The organism is Pseudomonas sp. H1_G08, assembly GCF_054681355.1.
In genome coordinates this window covers 1,305,687-1,323,334 of sequence record NZ_CP162822.1, presented here as the reverse complement: position 1 = coordinate 1,323,334, position 17,648 = coordinate 1,305,687, and the positions used below count along the sequence as shown (strand labels likewise).

Genomic DNA, 17,648 nt, shown 5'->3' with positions numbered 1-17,648 from the left:
CCATCGATTGGCCTAGATGGTGACGGGGCTTTCTGCATTAACCGGAAGCTTTACGCGAAACACGGTTCCGCCTTCCAGGTCAGAGCTGACCTCGATCGAGCCGGCATGCGAGGCGACGATTTCCGAGGCGATGAACAGGCCCAGACCGAGCCCGGCAACCGGCCCGTGATCAACCACGGAGCGCTGCGAGAACCGCCCCATCGGGTTGAAGATGAACGGCAATACATCCTCCGGGATCGGTTCACCGCCGTTATGTACGGTGAACACCGCGCAATCCTCGCGGACCTGCAACTCGACCGAGACCGGAAACTTATTGTCGCCGTGGGTCACCGCATTGCTGATGATGTTGGAAAAGACCTGTTCCATCCTCGCGCCATCGAACGCTCCCATCACCGCTTCCTTTGCATCGAACCGCACGTTGGCCTGCGGATGAAAGGCGCGGATTTCCTCGATCACCCGTTCGCACACAGGGCTGAGATCGATCAGGGATTTTTTCACCGGAATACCCGGCCCCATCTGGCAGCGCGTCAGATCCAGCAGGTCGCCAACGATCTGGCTGGCGCGCTGCACGCTGGCGTAGATCTGCCTGGCCACTTTGCTGGTGCGCGGGTCGGTGGCTTCGGTACGACGCAACATATCCGCACCAAGCAGAATCGCCCCCAGTGGCGTGCGCAAGTCATGGCCGAGAATCCCCAGAAACACGTTGCGCGACGCCTCGACGGCGCGCGAGTAGCTGGCAATCGACTCGGCGAGCGCCTGATCGATGGCTTCGTGGAAGCGCGTCATGTCGTCGACATTCACCGATTTGCCATCCTTGACCTGACGCAGCCACTGGCTCAGCACACTGGTGCGCAGCGCGCGGTATTCGGAAACCATCTGATCGATGGTGAAACCGGCCATCAGCCGCGTCACCGCGTGGGTTTCCGCAGCCGTTTCTTCATCGTCGCGCGGCGCATGACCCTGGGCCTTGGCGATTTGCTCGCTGATGGTCTGCTTGCTACGCAGATCGATAACGATGGCGCGCAACATCTGCTCGGCGTGATCGCGCAGTGCGACGTTATCGAGTTCCGCACCTGGTGTCTCGATGGTGCGGGCGAAATCTTCCCAGGCCTGCAGGATCGGCTCTAGGTTTTCGAGAATGAAATCTGGCAGGCGCATGGCTGTGGTCCTAAAGGCAATCCATCAACGCTATGAGGCGAACCGGCGCAGACAGCTAAAAAAGCAAACTCAGGAGTACAGAAGGTACGGCTGACGTTATGCAGCCTACCATCAAAGCGCTGGGCTAACGCGGAAGGAAAATCCAGGGCTGAAGTGTCGCGGACCTCACCTACTCCGCGGCCCAGACCGGCCGCTCACCTAATCGCTCAACCAGCCTGACGAGATAACCGTCCGGATCCTGCACAATGAATTCCCGCTGCCCTGTTTCAACACTTTCTGCGCGATACCAGGTGTCCTGGCAGTTTCGAAAGAGTGGAAAACCAGCTTGTTCGAGTCGTTCGAGGACAGGTGCGACCGCGACTACATCTATTTGCAGGTTGATGCCGCGCCCAAAAGGCTTGCTCAGAGGCGCGGTGAGCCACTGGCCGGCCTGCGGATCGAATTGCTCCAGCATCACTTGCGCGCCGTTCAGATCGAGGTAGGCGAAACCGTCTTCAAGGCGTTGATAGGCGACTTTGAAGCCCAGACAGTTCACCCAGAACGCCAAGCTCTTCGACAGCTCGGTGACCATCAGTTCAGGAACCAGTTTGTTTCGTTCAAGCATGGCGATAAATCCGTTTCAGAAGCTTATGCAGCGAGGGTTGTTTCACTCCAGGCATCGTTTGGGCGTGAGTCGAGGTTGCTCGGCATTCTGCACCTCAGCACTCACATCCGTCTGTTTACGGCTGCTGAACTCGATCGGATAAGGCCCGGTCTGCGCCAGAGCTGCCTGCACACGGCTGACAAAGGCCGCGTCGTCCAGGGTGTAGAAAACCCACACCTGACGCTTTCCGCCGGTGACCGTGCACCCCCACTTTGCGAACCCATCCGCCGTTACGGCCGCCTTAATCAGGCGGTCTACCTGCATCATCCGCGCGGATTCCTTTGAACTCGGCAGGAAGCGATCCGACACGTATTTCCAGCTGATGCGAGCCTTGTAAGGAAATGCCCGGGTATCCTTGAGATTCAGGTCGGAAGGCATGCGAAAACTCGCTGGCATTGGGTCGTCAGGAAAATCAGACGGTTGGAAATCGCTGTCGCCTGGCACGGCCACTTGCCGTTGCGGATTGTCAGCAGGATCATCACTGAGCAGTATTCTGAGCGCTTCAGCTTGGCGCTCTTCCCGCTCGCTCATGCATTTGGCGTAGGCCGTTGTATGCGCTGGACCGGCATCCAGACAAGGATCGCGCTCCACCGGTTTTGGAGTATGGGAGCGCGTGCAGCCGGTAGTGATCAGGCTTGCCAGCACCAATAAAACAACGGCTGGCCAGATTTCAGGGCGCAGGGAAGCGTGGGGAGTGACTTTCAAGTGGCCTTCCTTGGATGAGTTGCAGTACGAGACATATGGAAAACGGCGCATTTTGCCTGCCACCCCTGCCCCACGAACAGGCCAAAGCGGAATTAAAGTGGCAATTCATCACAAACAGTGCTCGACCAGCCACAGCCGCTTGTGACGAACAGCCACACGCTCCCTCAGATGCCTACGCTGGCTCCGCTGTCCGATACGCCAAAGTCGCCACCCGGAAAAGCACCACCCTCAATGTGGTACACCATCGGTTCCGCCGAAAAATAATCCTCCAACCCCAGCATGAACCGCTGGTGGTCTTCACTCTGCTCAAACCCCGGTGAGTGGTCCTCAAGTGACTGCCAGCGCACGATCAAATTGAATTGCTCGGGGGTTTCAATACCTTGCGCCAGCAAGTGGCCGCCGTATCCCTTGGCGCGGGTCAGCAACGGTTCGACTTCGGCAAATGCCCGTCGAAAGGCTTCAGTCTGTTGCGGGTGAACGGGCAGGACTGCGATTTCATAAACCATGATGCTTCTCCAAAATCAATGAGCGGATTCAGACGATGAGCGTAGGCTCGACGGCGATGGCGATTTTTCCCAGCAGACCGTTGTTGGCGCTCTCCAGTCGAGCGTGGGCGAGCGGGATGTCGGCGAGCGAATAGACGGCGCCCACATGTGGCCGCAACTGGCCGCGCTCGACCAACGCGCTCAATTCATCGAGCTTGCCGCGATTCTGCCGGGTGAAGACGAAGTGGTAACTGGCGTTCTTGCCCCAGGCCTGGACGAGGTTTTGTGGCTGCGCGATGTCGACGATCGAGACCACGCGGCCAAGCTGAGCGAGCACGTCGGCGCTGCGGGACAGGGTATCGCCGCCGATGGTGTCGAACACCACATCAACGCCATGCCCGGCGGTTTCGCGCATGATCGCTTCGACGTAGTCCTCTTGGGTGTAATCGATCACCACGTCGGCACCCAGGCTGCGGACGAACTCGGCGTTGGCCTCGCGCACGGTCGTAAAGACCCTGGCGCCCATGGCTTTGGCCACCTGAATCGCCACATGGCCGACCCCGCCGGCGCCGCCGTGGATCAGAATGCTTTCGCCAACGCGGAGCACGGCGCGCACGGTCAGCGCTTCCCAAACCGTACCGCCGACCAGACTCAGACTGGCCGCCTCGAGGTGGCTCAGAGAAGCAGGCTTCCTGGCGATGATGCTTTCGGCTGCGACGTGGTACTCGGCATAACTGCCCTGCCCGTCGAATATCTGCGGGGTGTACCAGACCTCGTCGCCCGGCGCGAAAGCGCTGACGCCCGGCCCGATGGATTCAACCACGCCCGACACGTCGTGACCGGTAATGGCTGGCAGCGGCACCAGGTCGGGATAGTCACCGCGCCGAACCTGGTAATCCAGCGGATTGATGGAAGTGGCGTGCACTCGGACCAGCACTTGGCCCGCTTGCGGAACCGGTTTGGACACGTCGCTGAGTTCGAACGAATCAGGACCGCCGAAGGATTTCAGAATCATCGCTTTCATGGCAAAACCTCGTATCGATAAAGAGGGATATCGAGAATTCTCGATATCCTGTAGTAAAAAAATTTACAGCTCTTTCCCTATGATCTCTGCAAGCGCGCTGATTGCTGCCTCATTGCGTTTGTAGTAGGTCCATTGACCGATGCGCCGCACTTCCACCAGCCCCACCCGCTGCAACGTGGCCAGATAACTCGACACCGTCGACTGCGACAGGCCGATACCTTCCTGGATACTGCTGACGCAGACACCCTCAACAAGAACGTCACCCTCATCCTGCGGGGGGAAGTTCTTCACGGGATCCTTCAGGCCTTCAAGGATCTTGAGGCGCGTCGGGTTCGAGAGGGCTTTGAAGATTTCGATCAGTTCCATTCGCCGAGGATATCGAGATTCTTCGATATGTCAATGCGGGATATCGATCTGATTGACAGTCGGCGACAGGCGGCAATGGAACCCGATCTGCCGCCCTGCCGGACAGCTCAGCCTTGGGGCGCATCCAGCAACACCCACAACCGCACGATTTTCCCTTCGCTGATTTCTGCCACATCGACGCCGCTGACGATGACCGGCCCATCGCCCGGGCCGGCGTGCCAGCGCAGATAACCCAAGCCGTGATGCCCAACTGCAGTTCCCTCCGCAACAAAAGCGAAGTCCGGCCCGAACTGATCCAGCAACGCACCGGCCACTGCCGAAATCGCCGCTTGCCCGGTGACGATGCCAGCCGGTTCATACATCGTCGGTGCTTCTGCAAAAAGCTCCTGCACCGCCGCCAAGCGCCTTTGTGCATCGCGTTGGTTGAACACCCGCTGCAGATTGGCCCGTAGCAAGGCGTCGTAGTTTTCAACTTCATCAGTATTTCGCGAATCTGAGCCAGCCATTTTTGATTCCTCGATTTGTGTGTGAAGCCCGGTTGCCCGGGCTCAGCGATTAACCATGTTTGACCAGGTTCAAGGCTGGCAGCGGTCCGCCCGGAAACTGCGCAAGCATTCCCTGCTGCACACCGCCGAGATCGATGCCGTAAAAACCCAATTGATCAATCAGCTCTGCAACTTGGGTTTTGCTCGCGGCATCTTCACCGGAATAAAACAGCACACGCTTGCCGCCCTCGGCGGTGGGATCGCTCAGCAGAGCCGCGAGCAGGTGGTTGAAGGCCTTGACCACGTGCGCACCGGGCAGCATCTGCGCCACCACTTGCGAAGACGGCTGGCCGCCCAGATCGAAAGGCTTGAACAGCGGCGCTTCAATGGGGTTGTTGGCATCGATCACGATGCGCCCATCCCAAGGCCCGAGATCGCGCACCGCGTCAGGGATTTTCGACCAGTTCACCGCCAGAAAAACGATGTCCGCCTGGCTTGCTTGCTGAGCCGTCACCGCTTGTGCGAGTGGACCCAATTCGTCGACCAAACCGGCAAGGCTCTGCGGCCCGCGGCTGTTGGCCAGGCTGACCGGCAGGCCTGCGTTGACGAGCAACCGAGCGATGGCGGTGCCGATGGAGCCAGTACCAATGATGCTGATAATCATGATGCTCTCCTTACGCTGTGAAGCCGCCGTCGACGATTAATTCTGCGCCGGTGACAAACCCTGCCTCTGCACTGGCCAGGTACGCCACCGCACTGGCGACATCCTTGCCCTCTCCGTACCGCCCCATGGCGATGTTCGGGCGTAGGAAGTCCGCAATAGGCCCGTCGGCCGGGTTCATGTCGCTGTCGGTCGGGCCGGGATGGACGGTGTTCACAGTGATGCCGCGCGGCCCCAGATCGCGCACCAGTCCACGACTGAAACCGGTCAGCGCACCTTTGCTCAGGGTGTAGACGGAGGCGGTAGCGAACGCAGCGTATTGCACCATCGAGCTGCCGATGTGAATGATGCGGCCGCCCTGCCCCATGTGTTTGAGCGCTTGCTGAGTGGCGACGAAGACGCCGGTCACGTTCACCGCAAGGATGCGTTGAAAGTCCTCAAAGACGATGTCCTCGGGGGCACCGAGCAGGCTGATACCAGCGTTGTTGACCAGAATGTCGATCTTGCCAAAACGCTGTGCAACCTCGGCAATCGCAGCACGTACAGCCTCGGGGTTGCCCGCATCGGCCGCCAGCGCCACAGCCTGGCCGCCCGCCGCAACGATTTCCTGCACGACCGCTGCGGCGCGATCTGGCGATGCGTTGTAGGTGATAGCGACGGTTGCGCCATCTGCCGCGAGCCGTTTGGCGATGGCTGCGCCGATGCTGCGTGAGCCACCGGTAACGATGGCGATTTTGCCGGTCAGTGGAAGCGTGGATGTGTTCATGGTCGAGCCTCTGGGTGGTTGAAGTTGATGAGGCTATGAGACGCTTTTTGATCTTCCACCAGTAGTGGAAGACAACTAGAATCACTTTCAATCATTAGTTGAAGGTGCGCGGATGGAAACGTTGGGTAATTTGCTCTCATTCGTGCGCAGCGCCGAGGCAGGAAGCTTCTCTGCGGCGGGGCGCCGCCTGGGCCTGACACCCGCGGCGGTCAGTCGCAATGTCGCGCAGCTGGAGGCAAACCTCGGCGTACGCTTGTTTCAGCGCAGCACGCGCAAACTCACGCTGACCGAAGCGGGAGAACGCTTTCTGGCCAACGTCGGTTCGGGATTGGAAAGTGTTCAAGCGGCGATTGCCGACGTGGCCGGCAATGCCGGAGAGCCTTCAGGGCTTTTGCGTCTGAGCGCAGCACCCGGTTTCGCCAGGGATTTTCTGTTGCCGCTGATGCCCGAGTTTCTCAAGCAATACCCCGCCGTGACCCCTGAATGGCACGTCGACAATCGCCAGGTCGATCTCATCGCGGATGGATTTGATGCGGCTATCGGCGGCGGCATCGAACTCGCGCAAGGTGTGGTCGCCAGAGCCATCGCCCCGGCGCATCTGATTCTGGTGGCATCGAAGGAATACCTCTCGGCACACAAGCGCATCCGGCACATCGAAGAGCTGGCGACGCTGGATCATCTGGCCATGCGCTCGGTACAGACCGGCAAGGTGCGCAGCTGGATGCTGCAAGGCCCCGACGGGCAACGGGCACCGCTGGAGTTGGCGCCGCGCCTGTTGGTCAACGATCCGCAAGCGCTGTGTCAGTGCGCGCGACTGGGGTTGGGGGTTGCGCTGTTGGCAGTTCCGGATGTTTTGCCTTATCTGCAGGACGGTACGCTGGAAAGGGTTTTGCCCGATTGGTATGTCAATGCGGGGCAGATTTATTTGTACTTTTCCAGCCAAAAACTATTGCCAGCAAAAACCCGGGCTTTTGTGGATTTTCTGGTCGGTCAGGCTCGTGAGGATGGGTGGGCAACTCGACTTGATGCTCGTGCCTAGCAAGCAAGTTATACGACCTCTGAAACTCAACCAGCATCACGCCTAAGCGGATTTTCAGGCCTTTCGAGCTTGCCGCGTCTGCTCGATTACGGTACAAATCGGGCAGTTGTACGACAACATAATAAAAAACTGAGCCACCCCGAGTGGCTATCATTTTTGAGATCTGCCATGTCCCGTCCTGAGTTTGCGCCAACCGTCCCCCCGCCCTTCCCTCGTTATCTCGCCGTGATCATTCTGTTGTGCATGGGCTGTGCGTTCGCCGGCAACCACGTCGCGGCACGGGTCGCTTTTGATGATGGCGCGGGCGTGTTGCTGGCGATTCTGATGCGCTCGGGCGGGACCTTGCTGGTGCTGGCCATTCTCGTCCTGTGGCAGCGGCAAAGCCTGCGCCTGCCGACGGGCGCGTGGCGTTGGCAACTGTTGTTGGGCCTGCTGATCACTGCGCAGAGTCTGTGTCTGTATTCCGCCGTAGCACGGGTGCCGGTCGCCCTGGCGCTGCTGGTGGCCAACGTATTTCCGATCCTGCTCGCCTTGCTGACCTGGGCGCTGGGCGGCCCACGACCAAGCGCGCGCACCGCGATGTTGATGGGCTTGATTCTCGTGGGATTGGTGTTCGTGCTGGACGTCCCCGGACGTCTATCAGACAGCGCCAGCGTCGGCCCGGAATGGCTACTGGGCGTCGCACTCGCCTTCTGTGCTGCCAGCGTCTTCGCCTGCGCGCTGTGGATCACCGACCACAAACTGTCGCAAGTGCGCGGCTCGGTGCGCAGCCTGCTGACCATCTTCATCGTGTTCAGCAGCGTCAACCTGGCCGGCCTGACCGGCGCCCTCCCCGGCGGACTCAACCTCCCCGCCACCTCAACCGGCTGGCTGGCCCTTGCCACGCTCGTCGTGCTCTATGGGACCGGCTTCATTGTGTTGTTCATTTCCGTGCCCCGACTGGACATGTCACGCAACGCCCCGGTGATGAACATTGAGCCATTGGCGACGTTGTTGATGGGCTGGATTGTGCTGGATCAGATGCTCAGCAGAGGACAGATCATCGGTGGCGTGATTGTGGTGAGCGGGATTGTTTTGCTGACGTATCGCAAAGCGCCGGTGAAGGTTGGGGTGAAGGCTGAGGTTTGAGGGGGTGTGGTGGCGGGACTCTTGGTTGGCGAGTCCTGCTTATCGCCCCCGGCTCGATACCGGATCAGCAGAATTGCAGGCTCTCGAGGTCTACCTGGACATAGCTTCCTATTTCACCCTTGTAGAGATAAATCGCAGTTACCTCCAGCTCCGTTCGTAAGAATTCCGCCAGCCTCCTGAGTCTGGTGCTTGTGGTCATGGCAGGGCGCACAACCGTCGCGCCACCGGGTTGGTCATCGTAAATTCTGACGAGAAACTCATCGACACCATCCAGAATCAGGTAATTGAAACCTCGATACTCATAGCCTGCGCCGTAGTCGACATCATCGAAACGGTCGGCCTTTTCTATTCTCAAGACGCCGCCCCGCTAATTCGACCCAGTGAAATTGAAACGGTCTGGCGCCTGAAAAGTAGATGCTGCTCCATCCACGTCATTTACCAGCTACCGTACGGGATGCCGAACTTATCAATGTATCGTTTGGCCTTTTCACTCACGGGATAGGCATACTGACCACCGTTCTTGCCCAACTCCGGCCCCAGCGGTTCCAACTCTGCTTGGGTGCGGGCGACTTTGATCGGGCGTCGACACTGATCTCTGACCCAGACCTGGACTATGCCACCTGGTGCGAGTCCCAAATACACAGAAGCCATGAAGCGCGCTGTCCTGTCGGGAGTTTCGGCGCAGCGCTGATGGGTAGATGTCACCATTACTCGTCTGGCTTCCTCAGGAAAATCCACCCAAGCCCGGTAGGTTTTTTGCTCGGGTATAGACTGCCAACGGACGAAAATTCGCTTGGGCAGATCTGCGCCAATAACCGGTTTCCCCGTACCTCCCACACCTACCCAACCGCGCGCGGATTCTTTGTCGTCATTTGGTTCAGCGCCGCTGGCGTTTCCTCCCCCGGCTCGCAGAAACGTTCGACCGTTGATGTCTTCCACTGAGCTGTCTTCGACCCAAACGTTCATGAAATTGGGCTTGATAAACGCCAGTTCCCACCAAGGATATTTGGGATCGTTTTCACCTGAATTGGAGCCTGTCGCGTGACAGCCGGTAAAGGCCAAAACGCCCAGTAGAGCCAAGAATATTCTCATTACCAAAGCTTCCAGTCAGCTACATGAGGATGCTGCATGCGAATGCCATTTTCCGTTGGTGAATTGATATAAACAGCTTTCAGGCCGCTGCCGTCCCGCCTTCCTTGCGGGTGATTCCAGTTGGCAGATGTGTGGATGTATTTCAATTGCAGCAATTTCTCCTCTTCAGCTGTGGTGCTGAAGTCACCGGCGATGAATCTTTCACAAAGCGGTTGCAGCTCCTGGGGAACGGCGTACTCGGGTCGTTCGGGAATATCGTGGAGAGGAACACCTTTTTCTTTGGCCAATTGATACATGACTCTCAAATAAACCCTTGAGAGTTTGCCACTGACCGGGCGTTTGAGCTGAAGCCCAGCGTATACACGTTTGTGTTTAGGCCCGAAACGATCTTGCGGATCGGGCGGCAAAGCAAGCGCGGGGGGCGTTACGATTTCCAACAGATCTGCAGGCCATCCTTTGGCGACCCATTGTTTTTTCACCATCGCGGCGTCCTGATAGATCGAAGTTGATTGAACGTCAGTGTTGCTCCATACATCAAGTCTCTGCATGGGACTGACCAATACGCATTCCTCGACTTCGTCGAGATAGCTACCACCGATATCCGAATGCACGCCCGGAAAAACATATTCTGGATAATCGGGATTGACATTGCTGAGGGCGAAATTGGCACGACATTCATCGCGCGCCACCAAGTGGACAACATCCTTGAAGAAGCGAGGGTCGAGATACAGTTTAATGCCCGGAGCAATGGGGCTTTGCACTCTACCGAAATTAGTGAAACCGGCAATAGACGGCACGGTGTCGAATAGACCGATGAAGCCCATTCGGATACTGCTGCCATATTGATCTAGAAAGGTGCGGCTGAAATTATGGGCGTAAGTGCTAAGCAGATCCCTTAACGGCCCCTGCTTGCCTCGTACAATTTCATTGCAGAAATGACGTGCCGCCGCTGCACCTCGACTGAATCCAAAAGTGTCAAAAGTTAGCGAGGCAATTTCACTGTTCGGATTTTCTTGCAGGGCGTCTTCAACAACCTGTTTGATGAACGTAAACGAAGTCTGCACCCTACCGGCTACTCCCGTCTCTCCACGTCCCGTGCTTTGACCGACGATACTGTCTTTCTCGTTGGATTGAGTACCGATGCCTTCGATATATAACGGGCGTGACACCTGTTTTATAGGCCCTTCTCCATCAGCAATCGGAGCCTCGTAATACAGATCGGCAAGTTTTTTGATATTCGTCGCGCCAGAGCCATAACTGCTGTCCGGATCTCCCATATAGGGCTGACAACTGGGAGGAATATCCTCAGGCGCAATCGGATGCTGAGCACCACACAACAACCCCGCAGCAGAGTTGTTCGCATTGTTGCCAGTGCCATCAAAGAAAACCCCGATCCTCAACGCAATGCCTATCTTCTCAGGCTCGCGCGCGGGCTCTTTCCCGTGCTTCTCATATTCGGCCCAGTGCTGGGCGTGCAGGTCGACGGGTTTGGCTTGTTCGTAGCGGTAGTTTTTCGGCGGGTTTGGAACGTAACCACTCAATCCTTGATTCCTTGTTCTGATCCTTGAAGAACGGCCCGAAGGGTGACAGTCGAGCCCGGGTGGTGCAAGCCGTGGCCGTGTGCCAGCCGTGGTGCGCCCGGGTGTTGCGACGAGGTTTTGCGCTCGTCGCATTGCGGGTTATTTGGCTATTTCGACTTTGTCCAAAGCCTGATTGACCGCGATTTCGCCGAGCATGACGACCTGGGCGATGCCTAGCAGGGTTTTGCGGCGCGGGTTGTCGAGCAGCGCGGCGAAGTCGTAGAGCATGGTGGTGGCCGAGCCGAGGGATTCGCTGGCGTTGGCCAGCAGGGATTCGGTGTCGTATTTCGGGTTGGCGAGGAACATCTGTTCCGGGGTGTTGGTGCTGGCCAGGATGTCTGCCGGGCCGAGGTAGTGATCGAGGGCGCGTTCGGCGGCTTCGTGTAGTTTTTTCGATGCACTTGATTCGTAGGGGGATGCGGGGTCGGTGGTTGGGGGATTGGGTGTGACTTTGAACATGGTGAAACTCCTAGTTAGCTAAAAGGAGCCTTCACATTCGCTACCAAACGAAGGTGGCGGCCATACGCGGGTTGGTAGACCGGTAACTAGGAACCGGCACACCCGAAGGTGTCCTGCGCATGGCCACCATTGAGCAGCGACCTGAAGCCGGTCTGCGAACGGTGCGCGATGCGACTAGTTATGGCGGGCTACCAAACCCGATCACTGTTTTTCAGCGACCGACAGACGATAGAACCCGCGACCTAGACGCACAAGCCGGCGGATTCTGGCGTAGTCGTAGGGAATGGCGCAAGGCGTTGTAGCCGTTTGCTTAATGCTTGATTTACTGTTTAAACGGGCTAAGGGTTTTCTGTTTATGTGGCGGTCAATGGGCTGGCGTCATCGCGAACAGGCTCACTCCTACAAGGGGATCAGGCGATGGGCAGTCACAGCATTCTGCTCCTGCACATTCAACTGTCGCTTCTTAAGCAGCGGGTCAATCTCCATTTTGCTCCTCGGTCGTGTGCCGCTAGTTGTCCCTGGTACTTCAAAGCCTCAATCAAAAACCCGAGCGCTCTACGAAAGGTCGGGATGCATAAAGATTTCCTTATCGGTTTAAACGATCAATCGGGGCGGCATCAACCCTGCGTTACGAGCGTCAATTTCGGCCAGATCTCGAGCCATCTCTTCGACTGCAGGCGCTCCAGAAACACCACGTATTTATCACTTTCAAATCGGGCGGTTGGCCGCACTTTCAGCGCAAACAAATCCTCCAGCCCCAACGGCGCCGAAACCTCTATCGCACCATGCCGATCAAGCCTGACACCTACTGCCGTAGCAGTTTCCGGCCAGAACGTCATTGCATCCGCAGCCGCCCCATAAGGCGCATCGGCGTTCCGCTGGTGCATGCGTGCCTGGTTTTTCACCGACCACTTCAAGTCACTGCACAGTGCTGCAAGCTCGACCTCCACGGCCAAATCCGTTTGATCACCGGGACGTGTTCTGTCAAACCATATGACATCAATGTCCTCGGGCAACGGCGAAGGTTGGCGCTGATGCAGATGATCCCAAACCAGGCTGCGCACAAAACCTGCGGCAACCCAGCAGTCCGGCAAGTTGAGAACCCTGACGATGCGCAAGATGTGCATGCGGACGGGATCTTCAGCAATCAGATCCCGCAGTTGCGCTTCCAGATTCATTTATTTCAATCCAATGACCATGGTTGCGAGAGCCTATCAGTGATCTCTGTAAGCGCTCGGTCCCTTGTGCTGAATGACGAGTGCAGGCGAACTTTGCAGGATAGGGCCAACTGCCGACCACTTCTCAAACCTTGAACTCTTCCTTAAGCAAATCGGCAAACTTGTCTTTTGCGCGATTAGATTCAACGTGCCTGTTCCAGATAAAATAATTCTGCACAGGCTTTAAGTCATTGAAGAAGAATCCTTGAATACCGCCGAGCTGGCGGAACTGTTCAAACATGCCTCTGGGCACCAACGATATCCCGGCGCCTGAACTTACGCAGCCAAGGATGGTGCCATAACTGGCTATGCTTGTTATCGGATTGAAAACTTTGTACCGTTCCAGCCAGGTTACCAAAGCCTTTCTGTAGGGACATCCTTCAGGCCACATGAATAAATCCACACCGCGCAGGTCCTCTGGCTGGTTTATCACCCCCGCGGACGGCGAGGCAATCACCACTAGATCCTCTTCATAGATCTCCAGACTCTCGATGTCCGGATGTTCTGGCCTGACGGCAATTATTGCCCCGTCCAACGTGTAGTTGACCACTTCTGCGGATAATTGTGACCAATCGCCAGTGCTGAATTGCATTTGTACAGCCGGATAAAGTTGATGAAACCTGGATAGCACTTTGGGTAACCGGCCGGTAGCGGATGATTCTATGGCACCAATCCTGAGTTCTCCCGAAGGAGCTGACGACGGATCAAGCGCTCGTTGCGATTCTTCGCACAAAGACAGGATTTTGTTGGTATAGCCGAGAAAAAGCCGACCTGAAGGGCTGATGATCAATCCTCTGCCTTTCCTTATAAACAGGTCAACTCCAAGCTCACGTTCCAGAAGCTTGATGCGGTTGGTGATGTTGGACGGCACGCAGTGCAATCGCTCCGAGGCACGGACGATACTGCCCAGATCGGCTACTGCCTTGAACATGACCAGTTGCGAAAACTCCATGTAAACGCTCATTAAAAATGAATGATTTGGTCAGTATAAGTCACTTGTCGCAGGCCAACAAATCGGGCTAATTTCGCCGCTGCAAGGCAAGAAAGTGCGTTAAAACCAAACATTTCATAGGTCTTTAGGGAGAAGGACACATCATGAGCTCAGCATCGCCACAGAGTCGTTTGGAACCGCTTGAACATAAATCCATGCAAGAATTTGGCGAGACATTTATCCAGGCCCTGCCCAAGCACATACGCAACTTGAAAATTCCCGGACGTACCTTAGAAGAAAACCAACGGCGTCAACCGTTGCTGGCCTGCGTCGGCAACGTTGCTGAGATACAGGACGCCATGCTTGAGGTACTCAATCATTCCATCACGCAAGACGCGCAACTGGCGGCTGAAAGCGCATTCAGGGCGTTCCTCGAAAAGCCAGTAATAGACTCGTCGGTATTGAGCTTTTTCAATGGGTGGAATGAAACCCATAAAACCACCAGCCTTGTCTCGGCAAAAATCATCATGCGCCTGTCGGCGGATGCGATATCGGTATCTGCCGACAGACGTGAGGGTTACCACAATGTCATGGCGCATATGCATGAAGTGGCGAAAGATGATTTCGGTCTTGGACATCAGGGCCATGACGGAATGTACAACTACATGACTGCAGCTTTTGGTGCGTCAGCCTGGGTTGAAGAACAATTCAAAATTGCTGAATGCAATGACTTCGCGGACTTCCTATACAACACCGGGGTCGCCAAGCATAAAACGGCACTAAACTCGCAGGAACACAAATCTTCAATTATGGATGCGATGATGGTTTCAATCTCATCTGAACTGTGGAACGGTCGTGAATACAATTTCATCGCTCAATATATTGAAGCAAAACTCCTCGCGGCCAATCCGTTCTTGAGGACAAACACGCAAAACCTGCGTAACGCCAAAGGCTACGTAATGGGGCACTCCGGAGAAGTTGAGAACAAACACGGATTGCATGCCTTGGCGGCCGCGCAAGCTTACGGTCAGACGGTAGGTCTGGAATTCAAGCCTGCGCGACTGAAGGGCATCATGCTCAATTACAATGAAAGAGTCGGCAATGCATTCTCCGCCATGCATCGGATTATGACCTGTTGATCTCTATGGATTAACGAAGCATGCCGATGAACTCTCATAATGTGAGCTTGGAGAATGATCGGCATGTTTTGACGATATTTAAACCAAACCACGAGCGACTCATGAACCTTCCGGCCAAATGACGTTCCGCAGGGATCTATCGCATGGATGTTGAACACGCTGTTCTTGCATTGGGTTTCTTCGCGTTTTGTGGTGGCCTGATAGACGCTGCGGTCGGTGGCGGGGGCCTGGTACAGGTGCCGGCACTTCTACATGCTCTACCCCAGTACAGCCTTGCCACCATTTTCGGCACCAACAAACTGGCCGTTCTGGCAGGCAATATTTCATCAATATCGGGTTACCTGAAGCGCATAAAAATTCGCTGGAATTTAATGCTTCCGACCATGCTCGCCGCTTTTTTATTTTCTTTTCTCGGAGCTCTCTCGGTATCCCTTGTTCCTAAAAGATTGATGGAGATCGTTGTCTTTTTCATATTGATAGTCATGGCTATCTACACGTTTATGGAAAAAAAACTTGGTTTGGCAGGCAAAGACCGCCACTTCGGAACGAAAGACATTTGCCTTGGAGTTTTCTTTGGCAGCCTGATCGGTTTCTACGATGGTGTCTTCGGCCCGGGCAGTGGCAGCCTGCTGCTGTTTATCTTCGTCAAGGTCTTTGGCTTTGATTTCCTCAATGCATCAGCCTCTGCAAAACTGGTCAACCTGGGGACGTTCAGCGCTGCGCTCATATTTTTTATCCCCTCCGGTAATGTCTTGTGGGCGATTGGCGGCATAGTTGCTTTATGCAATATGGCCGGTGCACTGACCGGTGTCTTTTTGGCATTACGTTATGGAAGCAGTTTCATCAGAGTTTTTTTCCTGATCCTGCTCGTATTCCTGATCGGCAGAATGGGGGTCAACATTTTTTCGTAGACCCTGGTCACGTCATACCATCCGCCGCGAATCGCGCCGCACCGCCTGCGGCGGCACGCCAAACCCGCGCATGAACACCTCGCGCATGTGCCGGCGGTCACGAAACCCGGTTTCTCTGGCGACCACATCCAGACTGTGACTGCTTTGCTCGATCAGCAAACGCGCTGCTTCCAGCCTTAGGCTCTCTATCGCCTTGGCTGGAGACTGGCCGGTTTCGGCGGTAAACACCCGGGTGAATTGCCGCGGACTCAGGTGCACCACCTCGGCCAGTTCTTCGACACTCAGCGGGCGATTGAGGTGCTTGCGCGCGTAATCCAGCGCACTCTGAATGCGATCGGATTTGGGTGACAGCGACAGCAATTCCGAGTGCTGCGACTGCCCGCCCGAGCGGCGCTGATGCATCACCAGCCGATGGGCCACCGAGCGCGCAATGTCGCTGCCCAGATCTTTTTCAACCATGCCCAACGCCATGTCGACACCAGCGGTCATGCCCGCCGACGTCCACACCGGGCCGTCGATAATAAAGATCCGGTCGTCCTCGACATTCACCGAGGGATGCATCCTGCGCAGCGCCGGGGCGAACGCCCAGTGCGTGGTCACGCGGCGATTATCCAGTACACCGGCCTGCGCCAGTACGAACGAGCCGGTGCAGATGCCGGCCACGCGGCGTGCGCCGTCGGCGAGCCCGCGCACGCTGTGCAGCACGTCAGCATCGGGCGGCGTCATCGGTGTCAGCGTTCCCGCCACCAGCCAACTGTCGGCCAGCCCCGCTTGCGTCAGCGGCAACGTATCGACGTGCAAGCCCAGCGAGGAGCTGACGATGCCGCCGGCCTGGGAAAAGTTCTGCACCTTGTACACGGCTTTGCCGGTGACGATGTTGGCGAACTCGAACACCGACTGGGTCGCCAGCGCCATGACCTGAAAACCTTCCGTGAGCAGATAGCCGACTCGATGCATGGTCGCGCTCCGTTTGTTGAATGTCCTGAAACACTACCACATACGTCATTCAGGTCGGAGCAGGTTTTCTCCATCATGGTTCACATGCCAATCAATCCACTTGCGGGACGCAGCTCATGAAACTTGAAGCCAACACGATCTTCATCACCGGCGGCACTTCCGGCATCGGCCGCGCACTGGCCGAGGCCCTGCATCAGCGCGGCAACAAGGTCATCATCGCTGGCCGTCGCCAGGCCCTGCTGGCAGAGATTGCCCAGGCCAACCCGGGCATCGATACCGTGCAGCTGGACATCAACGATGCGCAGCAGATCAACGACGTCGCCGCCGAAGTCATCCGCCGCCATCCGTCGTTGAACGTAATCATCAACAACGCCGGGATCATGCCCTTCGACAACGCGGGTTCCGGCGACTACGACGATGAACAGGCCGTCGGTCTGTTGCAGACCAACCTGCTCGGCCCGGTGCGCGTCAGCGCGGCGTTCGTCGAACACCTCAAGCGCCAGCCCGAGGCCTACATCATCAACAACAGCTCGGTGCTGGCCTACCTGCCGCTGGCGACCACGGCGCTGTATTCGGCGACCAAAGCGGCGATCCATTCCTACTCGCTGTCGCAACGTTTCATGCTGCGCGACACCAGCGTCAAGGTCCTGGAAATCGCGCCACCTTGGGTCGATACCGACCTGATCCACAAGAGCGGCGACGAGCGCGCCATGCCGCTGGACGAGTTCATCGAGGAAACCCTGATCAAGCTGGAAACCGCCACCACCGAAGTGCTGGTCGACCGAGTGCTGCCGCTGCGAGCCAACCAGGGCGCGAACGAGCACGGGTTGATCGAGCAGTTCAACCTGTCGCTGCTGGAAAATCCTATTCCGGTGGCCTGAACTCACCGACAGAAACATCCG

At 56.9% G+C, this 17,648-nt stretch carries 21 protein-coding genes; 5 read left to right on the top strand and 16 right to left on the bottom strand.

Going from position 1 to position 17,648, the window contains the following annotated elements:
- Positions 1-12: 12 nt before the first annotated feature.
- The 9 genes from AB4N85_RS06025 to AB4N85_RS05985 all read right to left on the bottom strand — a co-directional run bounded on the left by AB4N85_RS06025 (position 13) and on the right by AB4N85_RS05985 (position 6,293).
- Positions 13-1,158, bottom strand: coding sequence for a sensor histidine kinase (locus tag AB4N85_RS06025; RefSeq protein ID WP_252869247.1), 1,146 nt, complete (start codon positions 1,156-1,158; stop codon positions 13-15).
- Positions 1,159-1,327: 169 nt separating this feature from the next.
- Entirely contained in the window at positions 1,328-1,762 is a 435-nt protein-coding gene (locus tag AB4N85_RS06020) for a bleomycin resistance protein (protein WP_041480563.1), read from the bottom strand.
- Between the two features lie 42 nt (positions 1,763-1,804).
- Positions 1,805-2,506 (bottom strand): DUF695 domain-containing protein, encoded by a 702-nt coding sequence (locus AB4N85_RS06015; protein WP_460067360.1) that lies wholly within the window; start codon positions 2,504-2,506, stop codon positions 1,805-1,807.
- 164 nt (positions 2,507-2,670) lie between these two features.
- Positions 2,671-3,012 (bottom strand): antibiotic biosynthesis monooxygenase family protein, encoded by a 342-nt coding sequence (locus AB4N85_RS06010; RefSeq protein ID WP_095179626.1) that lies wholly within the window; start codon positions 3,010-3,012, stop codon positions 2,671-2,673.
- Positions 3,013-3,040: 28 nt separating this feature from the next.
- Positions 3,041-4,015, bottom strand: coding sequence for a zinc-dependent alcohol dehydrogenase family protein (locus tag AB4N85_RS06005; protein WP_095179625.1), 975 nt, complete (start codon positions 4,013-4,015; stop codon positions 3,041-3,043).
- Between the two features lie 63 nt (positions 4,016-4,078).
- A complete protein-coding gene (locus tag AB4N85_RS06000; protein WP_024012559.1) occupies positions 4,079-4,381 on the bottom strand; it encodes an ArsR/SmtB family transcription factor in 303 nt (100 codons plus the stop codon).
- 107 nt (positions 4,382-4,488) lie between these two features.
- Positions 4,489-4,887: a nuclear transport factor 2 family protein gene (locus AB4N85_RS05995; RefSeq protein ID WP_305382713.1), complete on the bottom strand. Its 399-nt coding sequence runs from the start codon at positions 4,885-4,887 to the stop codon at positions 4,489-4,491.
- Positions 4,888-4,936: 49 nt separating this feature from the next.
- Complete coding sequence (locus tag AB4N85_RS05990; protein WP_460068324.1) at positions 4,937-5,533, bottom strand: NADPH-dependent F420 reductase; 597 nt, start codon at positions 5,531-5,533, stop codon at positions 4,937-4,939.
- 7 nt (positions 5,534-5,540) lie between these two features.
- Positions 5,541-6,293 carry a 3-oxoacyl-ACP reductase family protein gene (locus AB4N85_RS05985; protein ID WP_236169174.1) on the bottom strand — a complete coding sequence of 251 codons (753 nt, stop codon included), beginning with the start codon at positions 6,291-6,293 and terminating at the stop codon, positions 5,541-5,543.
- A 112-nt stretch (positions 6,294-6,405) separates the two neighbouring features.
- On the opposite strand from AB4N85_RS05985, the gene AB4N85_RS05980 reads away from it, so the two are divergent.
- The gene (locus tag AB4N85_RS05980) at positions 6,406-7,332 is read left to right on the top strand and encodes a LysR family transcriptional regulator (RefSeq protein ID WP_460067355.1); all 927 of its coding nucleotides are present in this window, start codon (positions 6,406-6,408) and stop codon (positions 7,330-7,332) included.
- A 168-nt stretch (positions 7,333-7,500) separates the two neighbouring features.
- Positions 7,501-8,460 carry an EamA family transporter gene (locus tag AB4N85_RS05975; protein ID WP_460067353.1) on the top strand — a complete coding sequence of 320 codons (960 nt, stop codon included), beginning with the start codon at positions 7,501-7,503 and terminating at the stop codon, positions 8,458-8,460.
- A gap of 64 nt (positions 8,461-8,524) precedes the next feature.
- Here the strand turns inward: AB4N85_RS05975 and AB4N85_RS05970 are convergent, their stop codons facing one another.
- The 6 genes from AB4N85_RS05970 to AB4N85_RS05945 all read right to left on the bottom strand — a co-directional run bounded on the left by AB4N85_RS05970 (position 8,525) and on the right by AB4N85_RS05945 (position 13,760).
- Positions 8,525-8,815 (bottom strand): hypothetical protein, encoded by a 291-nt coding sequence (locus AB4N85_RS05970; RefSeq protein WP_056784826.1) that lies wholly within the window; start codon positions 8,813-8,815, stop codon positions 8,525-8,527.
- Between the two features lie 80 nt (positions 8,816-8,895).
- Complete coding sequence (locus tag AB4N85_RS05965; RefSeq protein WP_150635657.1) at positions 8,896-9,552, bottom strand: DUF2931 family protein; 657 nt, start codon at positions 9,550-9,552, stop codon at positions 8,896-8,898.
- Entirely contained in the window at positions 9,552-11,093 is a 1,542-nt protein-coding gene (locus AB4N85_RS05960; RefSeq protein WP_056784821.1) for a phospholipase effector Tle1 domain-containing protein, read from the bottom strand. Before AB4N85_RS05960 ends, AB4N85_RS05965 begins: the two co-directional genes overlap by 1 nt.
- 138 nt (positions 11,094-11,231) lie before the next feature.
- Positions 11,232-11,591, bottom strand: a complete 360-nt coding sequence (locus AB4N85_RS05955) for a DUF6124 family protein (protein ID WP_024012551.1) — start codon at positions 11,589-11,591, stop codon at positions 11,232-11,234.
- Between the two features lie 617 nt (positions 11,592-12,208).
- Complete coding sequence (locus AB4N85_RS05950; RefSeq protein WP_460067348.1) at positions 12,209-12,769, bottom strand: nucleotidyltransferase family protein; 561 nt, start codon at positions 12,767-12,769, stop codon at positions 12,209-12,211.
- A 124-nt stretch (positions 12,770-12,893) separates the two neighbouring features.
- Positions 12,894-13,760 carry a LysR family transcriptional regulator gene (locus AB4N85_RS05945; protein WP_252887710.1) on the bottom strand — a complete coding sequence of 289 codons (867 nt, stop codon included), beginning with the start codon at positions 13,758-13,760 and terminating at the stop codon, positions 12,894-12,896.
- Between the two features lie 143 nt (positions 13,761-13,903).
- Between AB4N85_RS05945 and AB4N85_RS05940 the strand changes: the two genes are divergently transcribed.
- The gene (locus tag AB4N85_RS05940; RefSeq protein WP_095179614.1) at positions 13,904-14,878 is read left to right on the top strand and encodes a hypothetical protein; all 975 of its coding nucleotides are present in this window, start codon (positions 13,904-13,906) and stop codon (positions 14,876-14,878) included.
- A gap of 143 nt (positions 14,879-15,021) precedes the next feature.
- Positions 15,022-15,789 carry a sulfite exporter TauE/SafE family protein gene (locus AB4N85_RS05935; protein ID WP_056784810.1) on the top strand — a complete coding sequence of 256 codons (768 nt, stop codon included), beginning with the start codon at positions 15,022-15,024 and terminating at the stop codon, positions 15,787-15,789.
- A gap of 12 nt (positions 15,790-15,801) precedes the next feature.
- On the opposite strand, the gene AB4N85_RS05930 is transcribed toward AB4N85_RS05935, so the two are convergent.
- Positions 15,802-16,746, bottom strand: a complete 945-nt coding sequence (locus AB4N85_RS05930; protein WP_095179613.1) for a GlxA family transcriptional regulator — start codon at positions 16,744-16,746, stop codon at positions 15,802-15,804.
- A 116-nt stretch (positions 16,747-16,862) separates the two neighbouring features.
- Here AB4N85_RS05930 and AB4N85_RS05925 point away from each other — a divergent pair, with 116 nt between their 5' ends.
- Positions 16,863-17,627, top strand: coding sequence for an SDR family oxidoreductase (locus tag AB4N85_RS05925; protein WP_095179612.1), 765 nt, complete (start codon positions 16,863-16,865; stop codon positions 17,625-17,627).
- The last annotated feature ends 21 nt before the right edge of the window (positions 17,628-17,648 follow it).

Excerpts from the sequence above, each read along its gene's own strand:
- AB4N85_RS05935 (WP_056784810.1), top strand. The coding sequence starts at position 15,022 with ATGGATGTTGAACACGCTGTTCTTGCATTGGGTTTCTTCGCGTTTTGT.
- AB4N85_RS05950 (WP_460067348.1), bottom strand. The coding sequence starts at position 12,769 with ATGAATCTGGAAGCGCAACTGCGGGATCTGATTGCTGAAGATCCCGTC.
- AB4N85_RS05955 (WP_024012551.1), bottom strand. The coding sequence starts at position 11,591 with ATGTTCAAAGTCACACCCAATCCCCCAACCACCGACCCCGCATCCCCC.
- AB4N85_RS05940 (WP_095179614.1), top strand. The coding sequence starts at position 13,904 with ATGAGCTCAGCATCGCCACAGAGTCGTTTGGAACCGCTTGAACATAAA.
- AB4N85_RS06010 (WP_095179626.1), bottom strand. The coding sequence starts at position 3,012 with ATGGTTTATGAAATCGCAGTCCTGCCCGTTCACCCGCAACAGACTGAA.
- AB4N85_RS05930 (WP_095179613.1), bottom strand. The coding sequence starts at position 16,746 with ATGCATCGAGTCGGCTATCTGCTCACGGAAGGTTTTCAGGTCATGGCG.
- AB4N85_RS06025 (WP_252869247.1), bottom strand. The coding sequence starts at position 1,158 with ATGCGCCTGCCAGATTTCATTCTCGAAAACCTAGAGCCGATCCTGCAG.
- AB4N85_RS06000 (WP_024012559.1), bottom strand. The coding sequence starts at position 4,381 with ATGGAACTGATCGAAATCTTCAAAGCCCTCTCGAACCCGACGCGCCTC.
- AB4N85_RS06020 (WP_041480563.1), bottom strand. The coding sequence starts at position 1,762 with ATGCTTGAACGAAACAAACTGGTTCCTGAACTGATGGTCACCGAGCTG.
- AB4N85_RS06005 (WP_095179625.1), bottom strand. The coding sequence starts at position 4,015 with ATGAAAGCGATGATTCTGAAATCCTTCGGCGGTCCTGATTCGTTCGAA.
- AB4N85_RS05985 (WP_236169174.1), bottom strand. The coding sequence starts at position 6,293 with ATGAACACATCCACGCTTCCACTGACCGGCAAAATCGCCATCGTTACC.
- AB4N85_RS05995 (WP_305382713.1), bottom strand. The coding sequence starts at position 4,887 with ATGGCTGGCTCAGATTCGCGAAATACTGATGAAGTTGAAAACTACGAC.
- AB4N85_RS05965 (WP_150635657.1), bottom strand. The coding sequence starts at position 9,552 with ATGAGAATATTCTTGGCTCTACTGGGCGTTTTGGCCTTTACCGGCTGT.
- AB4N85_RS05980 (WP_460067355.1), top strand. The coding sequence starts at position 6,406 with ATGGAAACGTTGGGTAATTTGCTCTCATTCGTGCGCAGCGCCGAGGCA.
- AB4N85_RS05975 (WP_460067353.1), top strand. The coding sequence starts at position 7,501 with ATGTCCCGTCCTGAGTTTGCGCCAACCGTCCCCCCGCCCTTCCCTCGT.
- AB4N85_RS05925 (WP_095179612.1), top strand. The coding sequence starts at position 16,863 with ATGAAACTTGAAGCCAACACGATCTTCATCACCGGCGGCACTTCCGGC.
- AB4N85_RS05945 (WP_252887710.1), bottom strand. The coding sequence starts at position 13,760 with ATGGAGTTTTCGCAACTGGTCATGTTCAAGGCAGTAGCCGATCTGGGC.